This window comes from Streptomyces longwoodensis, from assembly GCF_001514125.1.
Lineage (GTDB): Bacteria > Actinomycetota > Actinomycetes > Streptomycetales > Streptomycetaceae > Streptomyces > Streptomyces longwoodensis.
Genome location: NZ_KQ948553.1, coordinates 45201 through 61620, shown reverse-complemented (window position 1 = coordinate 61620; position 16420 = coordinate 45201). Strand labels below are relative to the sequence as shown.

At 74.2% G+C, this 16420-nt stretch carries 13 protein-coding genes; 8 read left to right on the top strand and 5 right to left on the bottom strand.

Annotated features, from left to right (window positions below):
- Positions 1 to 55 precede the first annotated feature (55 nt).
- The gene (locus tag AQJ30_RS15195; RefSeq protein WP_067234703.1) at positions 56 to 1459 is read right to left on the bottom strand and encodes a type III PLP-dependent enzyme domain-containing protein; all 1404 of its coding nucleotides are present in this window, start codon (positions 1457 to 1459) and stop codon (positions 56 to 58) included.
- 187 nt (positions 1460 to 1646) lie between these two features.
- Here AQJ30_RS15195 and hutU point away from each other — a divergent pair, with 187 nt between their 5' ends.
- The 4 genes from hutU (at position 1647) to hutI (ending at position 7151) form a co-directional block, all read left to right on the top strand.
- Complete coding sequence (gene hutU, locus AQJ30_RS15190; protein ID WP_067233694.1) at positions 1647 to 3311, top strand: urocanate hydratase; 1665 nt, start codon at positions 1647 to 1649, stop codon at positions 3309 to 3311.
- Positions 3312 to 3364: 53 nt separating this feature from the next.
- Positions 3365 to 4567 (top strand): allantoate amidohydrolase, encoded by a 1203-nt coding sequence (locus tag AQJ30_RS15185; protein WP_079084116.1) that lies wholly within the window; start codon positions 3365 to 3367, stop codon positions 4565 to 4567.
- Positions 4564 to 5907, top strand: a complete 1344-nt coding sequence (locus AQJ30_RS15180; protein WP_067233691.1) for a formimidoylglutamate deiminase — start codon at positions 4564 to 4566, stop codon at positions 5905 to 5907. Before AQJ30_RS15185 ends, AQJ30_RS15180 begins: the two co-directional genes overlap by 4 nt.
- Before the next feature lie 68 nt (positions 5908 to 5975).
- Positions 5976 to 7151, top strand: coding sequence for an imidazolonepropionase (gene hutI, locus AQJ30_RS15175; protein WP_067233689.1), 1176 nt, complete (start codon positions 5976 to 5978; stop codon positions 7149 to 7151).
- Here hutI and AQJ30_RS15170 read toward each other — a convergent pair.
- The 3 genes from AQJ30_RS15170 to AQJ30_RS15160 all read right to left on the bottom strand — a co-directional run bounded on the left by AQJ30_RS15170 (position 7091) and on the right by AQJ30_RS15160 (position 10805).
- Positions 7091 to 8089 (bottom strand): DMT family transporter, encoded by a 999-nt coding sequence (locus tag AQJ30_RS15170; protein WP_067233687.1) that lies wholly within the window; start codon positions 8087 to 8089, stop codon positions 7091 to 7093. The genes hutI and AQJ30_RS15170 overlap by 61 nt on opposite strands.
- A gap of 122 nt (positions 8090 to 8211) precedes the next feature.
- Positions 8212 to 9759, bottom strand: a complete 1548-nt coding sequence (locus AQJ30_RS15165; protein ID WP_067233685.1) for an RICIN domain-containing protein — start codon at positions 9757 to 9759, stop codon at positions 8212 to 8214.
- Between the two features lie 155 nt (positions 9760 to 9914).
- Positions 9915 to 10805, bottom strand: coding sequence for an RNA polymerase sigma factor SigF (locus AQJ30_RS15160; RefSeq protein ID WP_067233683.1), 891 nt, complete (start codon positions 10803 to 10805; stop codon positions 9915 to 9917).
- Between the two features lie 237 nt (positions 10806 to 11042).
- On the opposite strand from AQJ30_RS15160, the gene AQJ30_RS15155 reads away from it, so the two are divergent.
- Positions 11043 to 11420, top strand: a complete 378-nt coding sequence (locus AQJ30_RS15155; protein ID WP_067233682.1) for an STAS domain-containing protein — start codon at positions 11043 to 11045, stop codon at positions 11418 to 11420.
- 360 nt (positions 11421 to 11780) lie between these two features.
- The gene (locus tag AQJ30_RS15150) at positions 11781 to 12260 is read left to right on the top strand and encodes an ATP-binding protein (RefSeq protein WP_067233680.1); all 480 of its coding nucleotides are present in this window, start codon (positions 11781 to 11783) and stop codon (positions 12258 to 12260) included.
- A gap of 115 nt (positions 12261 to 12375) precedes the next feature.
- Here AQJ30_RS15150 and AQJ30_RS15145 read toward each other — a convergent pair whose 3' ends face one another.
- Positions 12376 to 13881: an oligopeptide:H+ symporter gene (locus AQJ30_RS15145; RefSeq protein WP_067233678.1), complete on the bottom strand. Its 1506-nt coding sequence runs from the start codon at positions 13879 to 13881 to the stop codon at positions 12376 to 12378.
- Between the two features lie 515 nt (positions 13882 to 14396).
- On the opposite strand from AQJ30_RS15145, the gene AQJ30_RS15140 reads away from it, so the two are divergent.
- Together AQJ30_RS15140 and AQJ30_RS15135 are read left to right on the top strand one after the other, a co-directional pair.
- The gene (locus tag AQJ30_RS15140) at positions 14397 to 15074 is read left to right on the top strand and encodes a response regulator transcription factor (protein WP_064533465.1); all 678 of its coding nucleotides are present in this window, start codon (positions 14397 to 14399) and stop codon (positions 15072 to 15074) included.
- Between the two features lie 70 nt (positions 15075 to 15144).
- Entirely contained in the window at positions 15145 to 16419 is a 1275-nt protein-coding gene (locus AQJ30_RS15135; RefSeq protein ID WP_067233677.1) for an ATP-binding protein, read from the top strand.
- Position 16420: the final 1 nt, after the last annotated feature.

Here is a 16420-nt window from a genome sequence, read left to right as displayed (position 1 = left end):
GGTGTGCCAACTGCCCCCGGGCACCCGTCTGTTGAACACCCCGCGGGGGTGTACGTCAACGGCGCCCGGGCGCACGCAGGGTGGCGAGGGCGTCCGCGTGCGCCCCTCCCGATTCGGCCACCAGCTCCTGGAGCGTCTGCGGCGCGCGCACCGTCGCGAAGGCCACGCCCCCGGCGCCGTCCGGTGCGAAACCGTAGATCCCCGGCCGGGTCAGCGAGTTGTACCCGTAGTGGTGGGCGAAGTAGTACGCGCCCGTGTCCGGTGCCGCCGCGTAGTCGCCCTGTGCGAGCAGCGGCAGCGCGCGCCCCTCGGCGAGCAGGTCGCCCGCGAAGCACGCGGGCCCGGCCACGTCCTGCACGACCGGGGGACCCTCCTTCGGCCGTCCTTTCGCGTCGTAGGCGAGGATCCTCAGCGGCCAGGCGCCCGGGTCGTACACCGTACGGGTCGCCACCTGCACGCCCGCGTGCGTCACCGCCACCGGCCGCCCGCCCGCGCTCTTGGCGTACTCCACCCGTGCCACCACCGTGCCCTGTTCGGCCAACAGTGCCCGCCCGAACTCGGTGACCAGCCCGTACCGCCCGTCCAGCAGCCCCGGGACCTCCTCGCGCAGCAGCCGGGCGTACTGCGCGAACGTCGGTGTCGTCGCCTCCGAGGCGAAGTTCACCGGCAGCCCGCCGCCGATGTCGAGCGTGTCGACCTGGCGCCGCCCCACGCGCGCGTTGATCTCCTCGGCCAGCGCGTACAGCTCCGCCGCGCCCCGCACCATCAGCGACAGCGGCACGCCCTGCGACCCGGTGTGCGCGTGCAGCCGCGTCAGCCAGGGCCGCTCCTCGTACGCGCGCAGCACCCACTCGCGGGCCCCCTCGTCGCGCAGCGCCACCCCGAACTTCGAGGTGGCCGTCGCCGTCGACAGCGCCTCGATGGACCCGGCGCCGATCTGCGGGTTGACCCGCAGCCCGACCGGGGATCGGACCGGGCCCGACGCGGCCAGCGCGTCCAGGCGTGCCAGCTCCTGCGGGTTGTCCGCGTTGACCGCGATGCCGAGCGCCAGCGCCTCGCGCAGCTCGGCCGGGGTCTTCGCCGGCGAGTCGAGCACGATCGCCTCCGGCGGCACGCCCGCCGCCGTGGCCAGCGCGAGCTCGCCGGGGCTCGCCACCTCGGCGCCCAGACCGGCCTCGTGCAGCAGCCGCAGCACCGGCACCAGGGGGGCCGCCTTCACCGCGAAGGCGTGCAGCACGGGCGTCCCGGGTGCGACGACCGCCTCGAACGCCGAGCGCAGCCCCGCCGCGGCCTGCCCGACGCCGGTGACGTCCAGCAGTCCGACGAGCGGGGCGTCCGGCCCGAGCAGGCCCTGCTCCACCGCGGCCCGCACCGCCTCGTCCCGCCGCGCCGCCCGCCCGTCGGCCCCGGCGTCGCCGTGCGCCCGCTCGCCGTCCCGGTGCTCGTGCCCGTCGTGCAGCTCGCCCACGTCGCCCACGTCGTCTCCCGTCCCGTCGTCCTTATCGAGGTCGGCCCCATCGGACCGGGGTCGGCCTGCATCCAGCCAAACACCCGTGTCCGGGAGGTGTCGGGCCGGGCCCGGTATTGACTAGGTCTATTCACGGCGACAGGATGTGAATAGGAGTAGTAACCGGAGGAGGCAGACGATGTCGGGACCCCGCCCCGTACGAGCACCGCGCGGCACCGAGCCGAGCGCCCTGGGCTGGCAGCAGGAGGCCGCCCTGCGGATGCTCCAGAACAACCTCGACCCCGAGGTCGCCGAGCACCCCGACAAGCTCGTCGTCTACGGCGGCACCGGCAAGGCGGCCCGCGACTGGCGCTCCTTCGACGCGATGGTCCGCACGCTGCGCACCCTCAAGCAGGACGAGACCATGCTGGTCCAGTCCGGCCGCCCGGTCGGCGTCATGCAGACCCACGAGTGGGCCCCGCGCGTCCTCATCGCCAACTCCAACCTGGTCGGCGACTGGGCCACCTGGGAGGAGTTCCGCCGCCTGGAGGCCCTCGGCCTGACCATGTACGGCCAGATGACCGCGGGCTCCTGGATCTACATCGGCACCCAGGGCATCCTCCAGGGCACCTACGAGACCTTCGCCGCCGTCGCCGCGAAGAAGTTCGGCGGCACCCTCGCCGGGACCATCACCCTCACCGCCGGCCTCGGCGGCATGGGCGGCGCCCAGCCCCTCGCGGTCACCATGAACGACGGCGTCGCGATCTGCGTCGACTGCGACCCGCGCGCCATCGACCGCCGCATCGAGCACCGCTACCTCGACGTGAAGGCCGACTCCCTCGACCACGCGCTGCGGCTGGCCGTCGAGGCCCGCGACGCCCGCCGCCCGCTGTCCATCGGCGTCCTCGGCAACGCGGCCGAACTCGTGCCGCAGCTGCTGGCCATGGGCGCGCCGATCGACATCGTCACCGACCAGACCTCCGCCCACGACCCGCTGGCCTACCTGCCCGTCGGCACCGCCTTCGAGGACATGGCCGACGCCGCCGCCAAGGACCCGGCCGGCTTCACCACCCGCGCCCGCGAGTCCATGGCCCGCCACGTCGAGGCGATGGTCGGCTTCCAGGACGCCGGCGCCGAGGTCTTCGACTACGGCAACTCCATCCGCGGCGAGGCCCGGCTCGCCGGGTACGACCGGGCGTTCGCCTTCCCCGGCTTCGTCCCCGCCTACATCCGGCCGCTGTTCTGCGAGGGCAAGGGCCCCTTCCGCTGGGCGGCCCTGTCCGGCGACCCCGCCGACATCGCGAAGACCGACAAGGCGATCCTGGAGCTCTTCCCGGAGAACGAGTCGCTGGCCCGCTGGATCAAGATGGCCGGCGAGCGCGTCCACTTCCAGGGCCTGCCCGCGCGCATCTGCTGGCTCGGCTACGGCGAGCGCGACAAGGCCGGCGAGCGGTTCAACGACATGGTCGCCTCCGGTGAGCTGGCCGCGCCGATCGTCATCGGCCGCGACCACCTCGACTGCGGCTCCGTCGCCTCCCCGTACCGCGAGACCGAGGCCATGCTCGACGGCTCCGACGCCATCGCCGACTGGCCGCTGCTCAACGCCATGGTCAACGTGGCCTCCGGCGCCTCCTGGGTGTCCCTGCACCACGGCGGCGGCGTCGGCATGGGCCGCTCGATCCACGCCGGACAGGTCACCGTCGCCGACGGCACCGCGCTGGCCGGCGAGAAGATCCGCCGGGTGCTCACCAACGACCCCGGCATGGGCGTGATCCGCCACGTCGACGCGGGCTACGACATCGCCGAGTCGGTCGCCGGGGAGCGCGGCGTGCGGGTGCCGATGCGCGAGGGTGACCCGGCGTGACCCAGCACGGCAGCGGCCCGGCGGGGTGGCGGGCGGGCACCTCCTTCCAGGAGATGTGGCGCGACCTGCTCCCCGTCGGCCGCCACCCCGACTCCCGCGGCTACCGCCGGTTCGCCTGGACCGGCGCCGACGCCGAGTGCCGGGACTGGTTCCGCGAGCAGGCCGAGGCCCGCGGCCTGGTCCACGAGCTCGACCGCAACGGCAACCAGTGGGCCTGGCTCGGCGACCCGGAGGCCGGGGACGCGGTCGTCACCGGCTCCCACCTGGACTCCGTCCCCGACGGCGGCGCCTTCGACGGCCCCCTCGGCGTCGTGTCGTCCTTCGCCGCGCTCGACGAACTGCTCACCCGGGGCGCCCGCCCCACCAAGCCGCTCGCCGTCGTCAACTTCGGCGACGAGGAGGGCGCCCGGTTCGGACTCGCCTGCGTCGGCTCCCGGCTGACCGCGGGACGGCTCACCGCCGAGCAGGCCCACCGGCTCACCGACGGCGACGGCGTGACCCTGCCGCAGGCCATGGAAGCCGCGGGGCACGACCCCGACGCCATCGGCGCCGACCCCGAACGGCTCGCCCGCATCGGCGCGTTCGTCGAACTCCACGTCGAGCAGGGCCGCGCCCTCGACCTCAGCGGCGACCGGGTCGGCGTGGCCAGCGCCATCTGGCCGCACGGCCGCTGGCGGTTCGACTTCCGCGGCGAGGCCAACCACGCCGGCACCACCCGCCTCACCGACCGCCGCGACCCGATGCTGTCGTACGCCGAGACCGTGCTCGCCGCCCGCCGCGAGGCGCAGCTCGCGGGCGCCGTCGCCACGTTCGGGAAAATCTCCGTCGAGCCGAACGGCGTCAACGCCATCCCCTCCCTGGTGCGCGGCTGGCTCGACTCCCGCGCCGCCGACCAGGACACCCTGGACACGGTGGTCGCCGGCGTCGAGAAGGCCGCCCGCGCGTACGCCGACGCGCACGGCGTCGACCTCGACGTCGTCCGGGAGTCGTTCACCCCGGTCGTCGAGTTCGACCACGCCCTGCGCGACGAACTCGCCCGCATCCTGGGCCGGGACGCCGAGCTGAGGGTCCCCGTCCTCGGCACCGGCGCCGGACACGACGCCGGGATCCTGTCCGACCGCGTCCCGACCGCCATGCTGTTCGTGCGCAACCCCACCGGGGTCTCACACTCCCCGGCCGAGCACGCGGCCGAGGACGACTGCCTGGCCGGGGTGAGCGCCCTCGCCGACGTACTGGAAGGACTGGCCTGCACGTGACCTCCCCGCAGCGGACGTACTGGCTGGAGCACGCCTGGCTCGACACCCACGTCGAGCCGGGCGTCGCCCTCGACGTACGGGACGGGCGCATCACCGCCGTCCGCACGGACACGCCCGCCCCGCCCCCGGGCGCCGAGGTGCTGCGCGGCCTCACCCTGCCAGGACTCGCCAACGCCCACAGCCACGCCTTCCACCGCGCCCTGCGCGGCACCGTCCAGGTCGGCTCGGGCACCTTCTGGACCTGGCGTGAGGTCATGTATTCCGTCGCCGACCGGCTCACCCCGGAGCGCTACCACGCCCTCGCCCGCGCGGTGTACGCCGAGATGGCCCTGGCGGGCGTCACCGCCGTCGGCGAGTTCCACTACGTGCACCACACCCCCGACGGCACCCCGTACGCCGACCCCAACGCGATGGGCGAGGCGCTGATCCAGGCCGCCGCCGACGCCGGCATCCGCATCACCCTCCTGGACACCTGCTACCTGTCCTCCGGCTTCGGCGAACCCCCCAACGCCCACCAGCGCCGCTTCTCCGACGGCACCGCGGAGGCCTGGGCCGCACGCTGTTCACTCCTCGAGGAACGGGACCACGCACGGATCGGGGCCGCCGTGCACTCGGTGCGGGCCGTACCCGCCGAGCAGCTGGCGACCGTGGCCCGCTGGGCCGAGGAGCGGCGCGCCCCGCTGCACGTCCACCTCTCCGAGCAGACCGCCGAGAACGACGCCTGCCTGGCCGCCCACGGCCGCACGCCCACCCGGCTGCTCGCCGACCACGGCGTCCTCGGCCCGCGCACCACCGGCGTGCACAACACCCACCTCACCGACGAGGACATCGCCCTGCTCGGCGACTCCGGCACCGGCACCTGCATGTGCCCGACGACCGAACGCGACCTCGCCGACGGCATCGGCCCCGCCGTCGCCCTGCAACGGGCCGGCTCCCCGCTGAGCCTCGGCTCCGACAGCCACGCCGTGATCGACCTGCTGGAGGAGGCGCGCGCGATGGAGCTGGACGAGCGGCTGCGCACCCGCACCCGGGGTCACTGGACCGCCGCCGCCCTGCTGCGCGCGGCCTCCGCCGACGGCCACGCGGCGCTCGCCTGGCCGGACGCGGGCACCCTGGAGCCGGGCGCGCTCGCCGACTTCACCACGATCGCGCTGGACTCGGTCAGGACCGCGGGCCCGGTGCCCCGGCTCGGCGCCGAGACGGCCGTATTCGCGGCGTCGGCGGCCGACGTGCGGCACACGGTCGTGGCCGGACGGCACGTGGTGCGCGACGGGGCGCACGCGCTCGTCCCCGACGTGCCGCGGGCCCTCGCCGAGGCCGTCGCGGCCCTGCGCGCCTGACGCCCGCCCGCGCCGCCCCCGCCGTCGCCCCTCCCGCAGCCCCCGCCGCCGCCCGCCACGAGGACACCATGAGCAGCAGCACCGTCATCACCAACATCGCCACGCTGGTCACCAACGACCCCTCCCTCGGCGACACCTCTCCCCTCGGTCTGGTCCGGGACGCGGCCGTCGTCATCGACGGCGACCGCATCGTGTGGACCGGTGCATCCAGCAAAGCACCCGCCACTGACAACCGGGTCGACGCCGGCGGCCGGGCGGTCCTGCCCGGCTTCGTGGACTCCCACTCCCACCTGGTCTTCGCGGGCGACCGCACCGAGGAGTTCAACGCCCGCATGTCCGGCCGCGGGTACACGGCCGGCGGCATCCGCACCACCGTCGCCGCCACCCGCGCCGCGAGCGACGAGGAACTCGAACGCACCCTGACCCGCTACCTCGGCGAGGCGCTCCGCCAGGGCACGACCACCATGGAGACCAAGTCGGGCTACGGCCTGACGGTCGCCGACGAGGCCCGCGCACTGCGCCTGGCCGCCGCCCACACCGACGAGGTCACCTACCTCGGCGCCCACATCGTCGCCCCCGAGCTCGCCGACGACCCGGCCGCCTACGTCGCCCTGGTCACCGGCGAGATGCTCGACGCCTGCGCCCCGCACGCCCGCTGGATCGACGTGTTCTGCGAGCAGGGCGCCTTCGACGGCGACCAGGCCCGGGCGATCCTCACCGCTGGGCGCGCCAAGGGCCTGCACCCGCGCATCCACGCCAACCAGCTCTCCCACGGCCCCGGCGTCCAGCTCGCCGTGGAACTCGACGCGGCCAGCGCCGACCACTGCACCCACCTCACCGACGCGGACGTCGACGCGCTGGCCCACAGCCGCACCGTCGCCACCCTGCTCCCCGGAGCCGAGTTCTCCACCCGCGCCGCGTGGCCCGACGCACGCCGGCTGCTGGACGCGGGCGTCACGGTCGCGCTGTCCACCGACTGCAACCCGGGCTCGTCGTTCACCTCGTCGGTGCCGTTCTGCATCGCCCTCGCCGTGCGGGACATGCGCATGACCCCCGACGAGGCCGTCTGGTCGGCCACCGCGGGCGGTGCCGCGGCCCTGCGCCGCACCGACGTCGGCCGCCTCACCCCCGGCGCGTACGCCGACCTGACGCTCCTGGACGCGCCCAGCCACGTCCACCTGGCCTACCGGCCGGGCGTCCCGCTGGTGTCCGGGGTCTGGCGCCGGGGCGTGCGGGTGGTCTGAGCGGGCGGTACGGGCGCGCGCCGCTCCCGGTCGGCCACCGACCGGCCCCACGCCGTGCCGGCCAGCACCAGCACCGCGCCGACGTACCCCGGCCACCCCGGCCGGTCGCCGGCCAGGGCGATGCCGACCGCGGCCGCCCAGACCGGCTCGGTGCCCAGCAGCAGGCTGACCCGGGACGGCGAGGTACGGCGCACCGCCCACATCTGCACGAAGAACGCGAACAGCGTGCAGAAGACCGCCAGGTGGACCAGGCCCAGCCAGTCGCCGCCGTCGAACGCCGAGGCCGCCGCCCACGGCGACGCGCCCGTGCCCGGCACCGCGACCAGCAGCGCGAACACCACGACCGCGCTGCCCAGCTGCACCGTCGTCAACGACAGCGCGTCCGCGCCGCGCACCGACTCCATGCGGGCCATGGCGAGGACGTGCACCGTACGGGCCACCGCCGCGCCCAGCATCAGCAGGTCACCGCCCGACGGCGCCGTGAAGCCCGCGCCCTGCGTCAGCAGCACCACGCCGGCCACCGACAGGCCCGCCGCCGCGAGGAACGACCCGGGCAGCCGGGTCCGGCGCACCCGGCTCTCCGCGAGCGGCGTGAACACCATCGTCAGGCTGATGATCAGGCCCGCGTTCGTGGCCGACGTGCGCACCAGTCCGTACGTCTCCAGCAGGAAGATCCCCGCGAGGACCAGGCCCAGCAGCGCGGCCCCGCGCAGTTGCACGGCGCTCAGCGCGCGCAGCCCGCGCCGGCCGGCCACCACCAGCACCGGCAGCGCCACGGCGAACCGCAGCACCAGCACCGCGAGCACGGTGTCCGTCGTGGTCACGCCCTGGGCGGCGAGGTAGCTGGAACCCCAGACCACCGCGACCAGCAGGACCGGCAGGTCCGCGAGTCGGCCGGAGACGACGGCACGGCCGGGTCGGGCGGCGGGGGCGGACATCGCACTCCTCGGGGGTCGGGGCCCCCGCACAGTCGGAAGGCCGGGTCAGCGTAGCCGCGCCCCGCGCGCGTGCCGAGCGTGTTCCACCAGGTGAACGCGGGGCCCGGCGGCCGGCCCGTGGGTCACCGCGCCCCGGCCCGCCACCGCTGGTCCGCGCCGTCGTCCAGCCGCGCGAACGTCAGGCCGCCGTAGCCGTCCTCGGCCAGGGCCGTCTCCAGGGCGATCGCCGGGCGCACCGTGCCGTCCGGGTCGACCAGGAACGTCAGGTTCTCCCCGTTGTCGCCGTACACCGACGAGCACGACCACACGCCCACGCCCCGGTCGACCGAGCCGCGGCTGTCCAGGCAGAAGTCGGGGTCGGCGGCCGACTGGAGCACGCCCCGGCCCGCGTCGAACCGCCAGCGCTGGCTCACCGAGGACGAACAGGGAACCGTGAGCACGTCCGTGCCGTTGGAGAAGTCACCGGCCACCTCCAGGCAGCGGCCCGAGGCGACGTTCACGACCTGGGCGAACGCCGCGCCGGGCGCCCGCGTCGGCGAGGGGGTCGGCGTCGGCTTCGGCGTGGGCCGCGGGGCGGGCGGGCGCGTCGTGCGCGTGGGGGAGGGGGAGGGGGAGGCGGAGGTACGGCTCGGAGTCGGGACCGGCGCCGGCACGGACACCGTGGCGGTCACCGTCACCGGGGGCACGCTCGGCGGCGCGCTGCTCGCCGTGCCCGCGGCGTGCTGGTCCGACGGGTCGCCGGAGACGACCAGCAGCACCAGCAGCGGGGCCAGCGCCACCCCCAGCGCGGCCGAGACCAGCGCCAGGCGACGGGCGGGCGGCCGGTCGGCGGCGGACCCGGAGGCTTCGAGGGCGTCGGGGGAGTGCGGGGCGGGCCGGTCGCGGTCCTCGGCGGCGTACGCCGTCCCGGCCCACGGCAGCAGACCCTCGGCGAGCGTGCCGCGCGGGGCGTCCCGCAGGGCGCGCTGCTCCTCGTGGGCGGTCGCGCAGTGCGGGCAGTGCGCCTTGTGGGCGTCCAGGTCGGGGCTCGGGCGCGGCGCGTCGGTGCGCACGGACTGCTCGATCAGCCGCCGGAAGTCCGGGCAGCGCGGGTCGTCGGAGGCGGCGAGACGGTGTCGCAGCGCGGCACCCGCCAGCGACTGCAGGGCGGGCGCGACGCCGTAGGAGACGTCCGCCGGGGTCAGGCCCAGCAGGGCCGCCGTGCGCTCCACGGGCTCGCGTTCGACCACGCCGTACCAGAGCAGGCCCTGGTCGCGGGAGGGCAGCGACTGGAAGGCGGTGAGCAGCGGCGGGACGGGTCCGCGCGGACCGGCCGTGTTCAGGACGAGCAGCAGGCCCGGGTCCAGCCCCGCCGCCCGCTCGTCGGCGGCCCACTCGCCGGCCACCCGGGCCGCCAGCAGCAGGAGCTGGTGCCGCCAGGGCAGGCCCGGGTCGGTGCCGCGGGCGGTCTCCCGCGCGGCCAGCGTGAACGCCTGGGCGGCGAGGCGGCGGGCGGCGGGGTCGCCGCTCGTGCACAGGCGGGCGTAGGCGAGCACCGCCGCGTCGTGCCGGGCGCGCAGCTCCCGCAGCGCGGGGTACGCGGTCCCGGGCGCGGCCCGGAGCAGTGCGACGAGCCGCGCGTCGGACCCGCCCACGGGCACGCCGTCACCGGCGCGCTCACCTCGGGCCATGGACCCCTCCTCACCGGGCGCTGACGTACTGGTCAGTCCGAATCGGGGGTGACCCTAGTGGCCGAGGGGGCGCCTGGGGAGGTTTCCCGGGGTAACGGCGGGAACACGGTGGGGAACCGGAGCGCCGGGGCTCCGGCCCCGCCCGGGTGAGGGGGTCAGTCCTCGACCGTGAGCCCCCGCCGCAGCCGCACCAGCGTGCGCGACAGCAGGCGCGAGACGTGCATCTGGGAGATGCCCAGCTCGTCGCCGATCTCCGACTGGGTCATGTTGGCGACGAAGCGCAGCGAGAGGATCGTGCGGTCACGGGGCGCCAGCTCGGCGATGAGCGGCTTGAGGGACTCGACGTACTCGATGCCCTCGAGACCGTGGTCCTCGTAGCCGATGCGGTCGGCCAGCGTGCCCTCGGTGTCGGTCTCCTCGGCCTGCGCGTCCAGCGAGGCGGCGGTGTAGGCGTTGGACGCGGCCATGCCCTCGACGACCTCGTCGCGGGGGAGGCCGAGCCGCTCGGCCAGCTCGGCGACGGTGGGCGCCCGGTCCAGGGTCTGCGCCAGCTCGTCGCCCGCCTTGGCGAGGTCCAGCCGCAGCTCCTGCAGGCGGCGCGGGACGCGCACGGACCACGAGGTGTCGCGGAAGAAGCGCTTGATCTCGCCGATGATGGTGGGCATCGCGAATGTGGGGAACTCGACGCCGCGGGACAGCTCGAAGCGGTCGATCGCCTTGATCAGGCCGATCGTGCCGACCTGGATGATGTCCTCGAGGGGCTCGCTGCGCGAGCGGAACCGGGAGGCGGCGAACTTGACCAGGGCGAGGTTCAGCTCGACGAGGGTGTTCCGGACGTACGCGTGCTCGGGGGTGCCTTCCTCGAGCGACTCCAGACGCTCGAAGAGGGTCCGGGACAGCGCCCGCGCGTCCACGGCACCCACCTCGTCGTACGGGGGGATCTCCGGGAGCCCGGCGAGGGCGTCGGCCTCGCCGGCCGGGGTCGGGGTCGACGTCGCCCCGTGAACGTGCGGTGCGTCGAGCCGCGGTGACATGATGTCCTCCATCGTTCTCGGCATCAGGCTGCCGAAGCCAGTACGTGCACTGCGGTGTGCGGCGCCTCCGAGCCGGCCGTGTCGTCAACGTGTCCTCCTAGCCCTACCCGCTCCACCGAGGCCGCCGCAAGTACACTCTGTGCTCTTGTGTCCGTTTATGGGTGATTGTTCGGCTGTCGTAGTGCGGAACGAAGGCGTAGTGTGCGAGGGCGTCAGCAACCAGCGAGTGACACCGGGAGAGATGACGGCATGGACCACGGGACGGTCGGCAGCGCACAGTCGGGCCGGCTTCTGGTGGAGGTTCGGGAAGCCGGCACCAGCGCCGTCGTGACTCCGGCGGGTGAACTGGACCACCACACCGCCGATCTGCTCCGCGAGCCGCTGGAGGAGTGCCTGGCCAAGGGCTTCAGCCGGCTGGTCGTCGACTGCTCACGGCTGGAGTTCTGCGACTCCACCGGCCTCAACGTACTGCTCGGCGCCCGCCTGAAGGCGGAGGCCGCGGGCGGCGGGGTGCACCTCGCCGGCATGCTGCCGGTCGTCGCGCGGGTGTTCGAGATCACGGGTGCGGAAGCGGTCTTCACCGTGCACGACTCGGTCGAGGACGCCCTCGCCGACGGCGACGGCTGACCGGTCCGCCCGCACACGCCGCAGCCGGCCGACGTGGCGCGTTCCGCATCGGCGGGAAGCGAGGGGTGTTCCGCCGGGTGCGTCGGGCAGGAGTCATCCTGGAGAGGTCGGCGGCGAGTCGAGGGGGAGGACATGCGGACGGACGGGACGGCTCCCGTGCGACGGTACGGCCGCGGCGCCGGGACCCGCCGGTACGGCGGCCCGGGCGGCGGTGCACGGACCGTGACGATCCCGGGACCTCGCGGGGACCGTTGCGGGAAGACTCTCGGGAACGCTGACGTGGACGCTGTGGATGCTTTCGACGACTCTGACGGGGACTGTTGCCATCGTGAACTGGGGAATCGGTGAGGTGAAGCGCTGATGAGCACCACCCGGCCTGTCCCGCCGGGCTCCCCGGAGCCCAGCGGCGCTTCCGGGGCGACGGCGGGCCGTCAGGTCCGCAGCCTGAACTTCGACGGAGCGAGCGGTGTCGTTCCGCTCGCCCGTGACTTCGCCCGGCAGGCGCTGTACGCGTGGGGCTGGCTGCCGGCCGACGGCGCCGACCAGCGGGCCGCGGCCGAGGACGTGCTGCTCGTCGTGTCCGAACTGGTCACCAACGCCTGCCTGCACGCCGAGGGCCCCCAGGAGATGCGGCTCGCCTGTGACAACAAGGTGATCCGCGTCGAAGTCGCCGACCACGGCACCGGCCAGCCCTCCCCCCGCACCCCGCACCGCGCGGGCCGCCCCGGCGGCCACGGCATGTTCATCGTGCAGCGCCTGTGCCTGGACTGGGGCGTCGTCCGCACGCCCGGAGTGGCGGGCAAGACGGTCTGGGCGGAACTGGGCGCCGCCCCCGCGTAAGGCCGCTCCGGCGCAACAAAGAGGCGCGCACACGGCCGGAGGGCCGCCGCATCCCCGGGATGCGGCGGCCCTCCGGCCGTGGTCGGTCAGGCCGCGCGGGCCCGCCGGGACCCGCTCAGCGCACGTCGCCCATCAGGGCGTTGACCTTGCGGCGGTACATCCACACGGCGAAGCCGGCGACCACGGCGAGCACGGCCTCCAGGGCGACGAAGCCCATGCGGTCCAGGTTCACCCCGCCCACGGCCGGGTTCGACAGCAGCGCGGTGACCGAGTCGCCCGCGGTGACGGCGAGGAACCACACGCCCATCATCTGCGAGGCGTACTTCGCCGGCGCCATCTTGGTGGTGACCGACAGGCCCACCGGGGACAGCGTCAGCTCGCCGACGGTCTGCACGAAGTAGATCGCGACCAGCCACATCGCCGCGGCCTTGTGACCGCCCTCGGCGATCGACAGCGGGGCGAGGAACAGGAAGAACGACGCACCGACCAGCACCAGGCCGGAGGCGAACTTCACGATGGTGCTCGGCTCCTTGCCGCGCCGGTTCAGCCACAGCCACATCCAGGCGAAGACCGGCGCCAGGGCCATGATCATGACCGGGTTGACCGACTGGTACCAGGAGACCGGGAACTCCCAGCCGAAGACGGTGTTGTCGGCGCTGGCGTCCGCGAACAGCGACAGGGTCGAGCCGCCCTGGTCGTAGATCATCCAGAAGACGGCCGCGGCCACGAAGAACCAGACGTACGCGGAGACCTTGGTGCGCTCGGCGGTGTCCAGGTCCTTGTCGCGCCGGATGCGGGCGATGACCAGGATCGGGACGATCAGGCCGATCAGGGTCAGCGGGATCAGCGCCCAGTTCAGCGTGAAGTGGCCGGTGAAGCCGACGATGCCGTAGAACACGGCGGCGATGGCCAGCCACACCAGGCCCTTGGTCAGGGTGGCGGACTTCTCGGCCGGGGACATCGGGGTGGGGACGACGTCGCTGCGCTCGCTCAGGTGGCGGCTGCCCAGCAGGAACTGGGCCAGGCCCAGCGCCATGCCGAGCGCGGCCAGCGCGAAGCCGAAGTGCCAGTTGACGTTCTCGCCGACGGTGCCGATGACCAGCGGCGCGACGAAGGCGCCCAGGTTGATGCCGATGTAGAACAGCGTGAAGCCGGCGTCACGGCGCGGGTCGTCCGGGCCGTCGTAGAGGTGGCCGACCATCGTGGAGATGTTCGCCTTCAGCAGGCCCGAGCCGATGGCGACCAGGCCGAGGCCGACGAAGAAGGTCGCGGCGGCCGGCAGGGCCAGCGCCAGGTGGCCGAGCATGATGATCAGACCCGCGACGGCGACCGTCTTGCGGGGGCCGAGGAAGCGGTCCGCGACCCAGCCGCCCGGCAGGGCGAGCAGGTACACGAGCGACACGTACACGGAGTAGATCGCCGTCGCCGTGCCCGCGCTCAGGTGCAGGCCGCCGGGGGCCACCAGGTACAGCGGGAGCAGAGCCCTCATGCCGTAGTAGGAGAAGCGCTCCCACATCTCGGTCATGAAGAGGGTGGCCAGTCCGCGGGGGTGGCCGAAGAAGGTCTTCCCGGTTCCGGGGGTGTCCGGACGGACCGAGTCCTTCGTCAGGCTGGACGCCATGGTCGTTCCTTGCTGGTTCGGGACGCGCGAGCGGAGCGTTGCGCGCCCGGTGGGGCGGCCGGCACCGGCGGGTCGGCCCGTCCGCCCCACGCCCGGGGGGAAGCCGCTCCGGATCGCGGAGCGGAGGACGGCGACCACCGGGATCCACGCCTGGCGCGCGTCGCGCCGAGGCCCGGCCACAGGTCATTCCTTTCAAGGCTGGGGAGAACCAGCCCGCACACAAAAGAGACCCTCAGCGTCACAGACGTCGCCGAAGGTCCCCGCGTACTACAGGCGTTTCTTCACCATACGGCAGGACACCGCCGCATATGGAAGGACTTGAGACGCGGATCACAGGTGTACACGGAACCACGGGCATGGTTCCGAAGGTCCCATCCAGGATGACATCCCTGGACCGCAGGTCCGTACCAAGCCGCCGGGTGATCCCGGACGGCGGATGTCCGGCTTGTCCTGAGTAAGAGACGAGGGGGCCGATCACACCTCGGCCCCCTGGTCAGGCGGACTACCATCGGCTCATGACCCGTGTACTGCTCGCCGAGGACGACGCGTCCATCTCGGAGCCGCTGGCCCGCGCCCTGCGCCGGGAAGGGTACGAGGTCGAGGTGCGTGAGGACGGACCGACCGCGCTCGACGCCGGGATGCAGGGCGGCGTCGATCTGGTCGTGCTGGACCTCGGCCTGCCCGGCATGGACGGCCTGGAGGTCGCCCGCCGGCTGCGCGCCGAGGGCCACGCCGTGCCGATCCTGATCCTGACCGCGCGGGCCGACGAGGTCGACACCGTCGTCGGTCTGGACGCGGGCGCCGACGACTACGTCACCAAGCCCTTCCGGCTCGCCGAACTGCTCGCCCGGGTCCGGGCCCTGCTCCGGCGCGGCGCCGCCGAGCCGCAGCAGCCGCCCGCCACCCACGGCGTGCGCATCGACGTCGAGTCGCACCGGGCGTGGATGGGCGACGAGGAACTCCAGCTCACGGCGAAGGAGTTCGACCTGCTGCGGGTGCTGGTGCGCGACGCCGGACGGGTCGTCACCCGCGACCAGCTGATGCGCGAGGTCTGGGACACCACCTGGTGGTCGTCGACCAAGACCCTCGACATGCACATCTCCTGGCTGCGCAAGAAGCTCGGCGACGACGCGGCCAACCCCCGCTACATCGCGACCGTGCGGGGCGTCGGCTTCCGCTTCGAGAAGAGCTGAGCGGCCCGGTCCGCCGCCTCCCGGGGCCCGACCGACACGACAGCCCCGCAGCCACCGTCCGGAGAAGCCCGTGCGCCGCCGTCTCATCCAGTCCACCCTCGCCGTCGTCCTCGTCGTGATCGCGGTGTTCGGCGTCTCCCTGGTCATCGTCGAGAGCCGCACGATCAGCAACAGCGCGCAGGAGCGGGTGGACTCCGAGGCCGTGCGGCTGGTCGGCATCGTGGACAGCCGGCTGCTCGGGCACGAGGACGTCACCACCGAGATCCTGCGCGACCAGGTCACCCAGAACCGCCACGCCGTGATCACCGTGCCCGGCCGGGCGCCCATCGAGATCGGCACCGCGCCGCACGGCGACGTCATCACCGCGACGGAGAAGGGCGAGGGCGGCGAGACCGTCGTCGTGCAGGAGCCCCGCTCCACCGTGACCCGCGAGGTCGGCCGCACCCTGCTGATCATCGGCCTGGTGGCGCTGCTGGCGGTGGTCGCCGCCGTCCTGCTCGCCATCCGGCAGGCCAACCGGCTCGCCTCGCCGCTCACCGACCTCGCCGAGACCGCGGAGCGCCTCGGCTCCGGCGACCCCCGCCCGCGCCACAAGCGCTACGGCGTCCCCGAGCTGGACCGGGTCGCCGACGTCCTGGACTCCTCCGCCGAGCGCATCGGGCGGATGCTGACCGCCGAGCGGCGCCTGGCCGCCGACGCCTCCCACCAGCTGCGCACCCCGCTGACCGCGCTGTCCATGCGGCTGGAGGAGATCACCCTCACCGACGACCCGGACACGGTGAAGGAGGAGGCGACGATCGCGCTCACCCAGGTGGAGCGGCTCACGGACGTCGTGGAGCGGCTGCTGACCAACGCCCGCGACCCGCGCACCGGCTCGGCCGTCTCCTTCGAGCTCGACGAGGTCATCCAGCAGCAGCTGGCCGAGTGGCGGCCCGCCTACCGCAGCGCCGGGCGGGCCATCGTCAGCTCGGGCAAGCGGCACCTGCGGGCGGTGGGGACGCCGGGGGCGGTGGCCCAGGTGCTCGCGGCCCTGATCGAGAACTCCCTGATGCACGGCGGCGGCACGGTGGCGCTGCGCACCCGCGTCACCGGCAACCAGGCGGTGATCGAGGTGACGGACGAGGGGCCGGGCGTCCCGGCGGACCTCGGCGCCCGCATCTTCGAGCGGACCATCAGCGGCCGCAACTCCACCGGCATCGGCCTGGCGGTGGCCCGTGACCTGGCGGAGGCGGACGGCGGGCGGCTGGAGATGCTCCAGGCGCAGCCTGCGGTGTTCGGGCTGTTCCTCTCGCGCACCCCGCCGGCGAAGCGGTCGGCGCAGGACCAGGAGCCCACGGTCAGGTGAG

What these genes read in the sequence shown, in the direction of transcription:
- hutU (WP_067233694.1), top strand. Translation starts at nt 1,647, where the DNA reads ATGTCGGGACCCCGCCCCGTACGAGCACCGCGCGGCACCGAGCCGAGC.
- AQJ30_RS15160 (WP_067233683.1), bottom strand. Translation starts at nt 10,805, where the DNA reads ATGGAGGACATCATGTCACCGCGGCTCGACGCACCGCACGTTCACGGG.
- AQJ30_RS15165 (WP_067233685.1), bottom strand. Translation starts at nt 9,759, where the DNA reads ATGGCCCGAGGTGAGCGCGCCGGTGACGGCGTGCCCGTGGGCGGGTCC.
- AQJ30_RS15140 (WP_064533465.1), top strand. Translation starts at nt 14,397, where the DNA reads ATGACCCGTGTACTGCTCGCCGAGGACGACGCGTCCATCTCGGAGCCG.
- AQJ30_RS15155 (WP_067233682.1), top strand. Translation starts at nt 11,043, where the DNA reads ATGGACCACGGGACGGTCGGCAGCGCACAGTCGGGCCGGCTTCTGGTG.
- AQJ30_RS15185 (WP_079084116.1), top strand. Translation starts at nt 3,365, where the DNA reads ATGTGGCGCGACCTGCTCCCCGTCGGCCGCCACCCCGACTCCCGCGGC.
- AQJ30_RS15145 (WP_067233678.1), bottom strand. Translation starts at nt 13,881, where the DNA reads ATGGCGTCCAGCCTGACGAAGGACTCGGTCCGTCCGGACACCCCCGGA.
- AQJ30_RS15150 (WP_067233680.1), top strand. Translation starts at nt 11,781, where the DNA reads ATGAGCACCACCCGGCCTGTCCCGCCGGGCTCCCCGGAGCCCAGCGGC.
- hutI (WP_067233689.1), top strand. Translation starts at nt 5,976, where the DNA reads ATGAGCAGCAGCACCGTCATCACCAACATCGCCACGCTGGTCACCAAC.
- AQJ30_RS15170 (WP_067233687.1), bottom strand. Translation starts at nt 8,089, where the DNA reads ATGTCCGCCCCCGCCGCCCGACCCGGCCGTGCCGTCGTCTCCGGCCGA.